The sequence below is a fragment of the Halomonas sp. BM-2019 genome (assembly GCF_017584085.1).
The window spans coordinates 413,294-415,717 of the sequence record NZ_CP071922.1 but is presented as its reverse complement, the minus strand read 5'-3'; the positions used below and the strand labels follow the sequence as shown (position 1 = coordinate 415,717).

Annotated in this window: 4 protein-coding genes; all 4 read right to left on the bottom strand. The window is 71.0% G+C overall.

Going from position 1 to position 2,424, the window contains the following annotated elements; translation table 11 throughout:
• Positions 1-95 precede the first annotated feature (95 nt).
• Positions 96-398 (bottom strand): c-type cytochrome, encoded by a 303-nt coding sequence (locus J5F18_RS02110; RefSeq protein ID WP_346300706.1) that lies wholly within the window; start codon positions 396-398, stop codon positions 96-98.
• A gap of 48 nt (positions 399-446) precedes the next feature.
• A complete protein-coding gene (locus J5F18_RS02105; RefSeq protein ID WP_346300705.1) occupies positions 447-1,010 on the bottom strand; it encodes a nitrous oxide reductase accessory protein NosL in 564 nt (187 codons plus the stop codon).
• Positions 1,011-1,041: 31 nt separating this feature from the next.
• On the bottom strand, positions 1,042-1,866 hold the full coding sequence (locus J5F18_RS02100; protein ID WP_346300704.1) for an ABC transporter permease: 825 nt from the start codon (positions 1,864-1,866) through the stop codon (positions 1,042-1,044).
• On the bottom strand, positions 1,863-2,424 hold a 562-nt coding region (locus J5F18_RS02095), incomplete at its 5' end, for an AAA family ATPase (protein ID WP_346300703.1). The genes J5F18_RS02100 and J5F18_RS02095, both read right to left, overlap by 4 nt.

Here is a 2,424-nt window from a genome sequence, read left to right as displayed (position 1 = left end):
ATGGACAGGGCTCCTGGGGACCAGCCGCCGATGGTAGCACCCTGCCGATTGCCTGCCGACCGGCATCAGGGTGCCGGGGCCCGCCGACCGCCGCGCTACTCCAGGGTGGCGAAGTGGGCGGCCAGGTCGGCGATGTCCTGCTCGCTCAGGTTCCGGGTCATGCGCATCAGCAGGTGGCCCCCCTCGCCCGCCTGCAGGGCCGCCATGCGTTCACGGAATCGCTCTGGCTCGAGCCCGGCGATGCTCGGGTAGCGGGAGAGTTGGCTGCGGCCATCGCGGCCGTGGCAGCTGGTGCACAGCGGTGCCAGCTCGGCGCCGCGGCGGGCATCGCCCGCCGGCTGGGTGGGTGACCGGCCAGGCCGGCGACGGCCAGGACAAGCAGCAAGACGGCGACGCAAGGGGAGGCGGGGGTTGCAGACATGGTGGGGTCCTCCTGAGGGTGGGGGTCAGTGCCCGTGCATGTGGTTCCCGTGGCCGGCCCCGTCGTGGTGGCCGTTGGGCTGCATCGTGGCGTCCTGGCGGCCCAGCTTGGTCAGCAGCTCCAGGTCGATCTCCTCGAAGGTCAGGAGGCGTCCGCCGTGGGTCTCGATGAAGGCCTCGGCCAGCCGGGCCTCGGCGAAGGGCGCCAGGGTGTGCCCCATGGCGCCGCGCCGCTCATGCTCCACCACGTAGTAGGCCTCGCTGGCCAGGATAAAGGCGTCATCGCCGGGGGTCGTCCAGGGCGTGACGCCCACGTCATGCACCCAGGCGTGGCTGAGGCGCCGCTCGTTCTCCGGCTGCAGCAGGAAGGCGAAGAGGTCGGTGGTGGAGCAGAACTTGCGGGCGTGCTGATCGCGGTCCATGAAGGCCTGGCCCTTGGGGCCGGGCAGATCCTTGATCAGCATGCCGCACACGTGGCAGCTGTCGCCGTCGGTGATCGGCTGTGGGTCGGCCAGGGCGACATCGTCGCTGCCGCAGCCGGTCAGCAGCAGGGCCGACAGGCCCAGGGCGGCGAGAGAGAGGCGAATCATGGGTGTGACTCCTGGATATAAACCCGAGCCCTCAGGCCGAGTGGTGACGGAAGCGCAGCACCGCCAACCCCAGGGGAGCGGCGATCCAGCCGATCAGCACCAGCACCAGCCAGCCGATCGGGAAGTCGATATCGCTGGCGATGGCGGTGACGCCGGTATAGGCCTGGGCGGAATCGAAGCCGACCATGTTGATCAGGCGGAAGCCGTCGGTGGGGTTGAGCAGCAGCAGCCAGGGTAGCCAGTCGCCGCCGCTCTGCACGCTCACCAGCAGCGCCAGCAGGCCCAGGTCGAAGACCAGCACGAACAGGAACCAGACGCCCAGGGCCAGGCCGGCGGCCCGGGCCTTCTCGCTGACCCAGACGCTGATCAGGTAGGCGAAGGCGATGAAGACCCAGCCCAGCAGCACGCTGCTCAGGATCAGCAGGCCCATGCTGGCGACCAGCTGGCGGGTATCGACCCCGTCGGCGGCGATGCCGATCACCACGCCGGCGATGCCGAAGCCCAGGGCGGTGGCGGCGCCGAGGATCAGGCCGTGGCCGATGAACTTGCCCAGCAGCAGGGCGGTGCGGCTCAGCGGGTAGGTGAGCAGCAGCAGCAGGGTGCCGGACTCCTGCTCGCCGACCACGGCGTCATAGGCCAGCAGCAGGGCGATCAGCGGGATCAGGAAGACCGCCAGGGTCGACAGGCTGACCACGGTGGTGGAGAGGGTGGTAAAGCCCACCCCCCCGCTGGCGGCGGCGCCGAACCAGGCGATGCCCACGGCCAGCGCCGCCAGGATCAGGGCGATGGCCAGCACCCAGCGATTGCGCAGGCCATCCTGGAACTCCTTGCGGGCAACGGTCAGGGTCGCGTTCATGAGTGGCCTCCTGTGTCACCGGTCTCGAGGGGGGTGGAGAAGTGGGCGTAGAGGTGCTCCAGCGTCGGCGGCAGCAGTTCGATGTCCTCCACGCCGGGGGTTTCCGCCAGCCGGCGCAGCACCGCCATCTTGGCCGAGGGGTGAACCCCGAGCTCCAGGGCGTGGCCGTTGAGGTGGCGGGGGGTGATATGGGCATCGTCCCAGCCCTGGGCCCAGTCGGTGCCGGGCCAGCTGCCGCGGGCGCGCACCGTCAGCGGTAGGGCGGCCGCCTGGCGCAGCTCGTCGAGGCTGCCGAGCGCCAGGCGCCGGCCGGCGCCGAGGATCAGCGCCCGATCGATATAGGGCTCGACGCCGGGCAGCACGTGGGACGACAGCAGCACCGTGCAGCCGCGCTCGCGCAGCTCGCGCACCGTCTCGTAGAAGTCGCGGGTGGCCGCGGGGTCGAGGCCGGTGGTGGGTTCGTCGAGCAGCAGCAGGCGCGGCTCGCCGAGCAGCGCCTGGGCCAGGCCCAGGCGCTGGCGCATCCCCTTGGAGTAGGTCTTGACGCGCCGGTCGGCG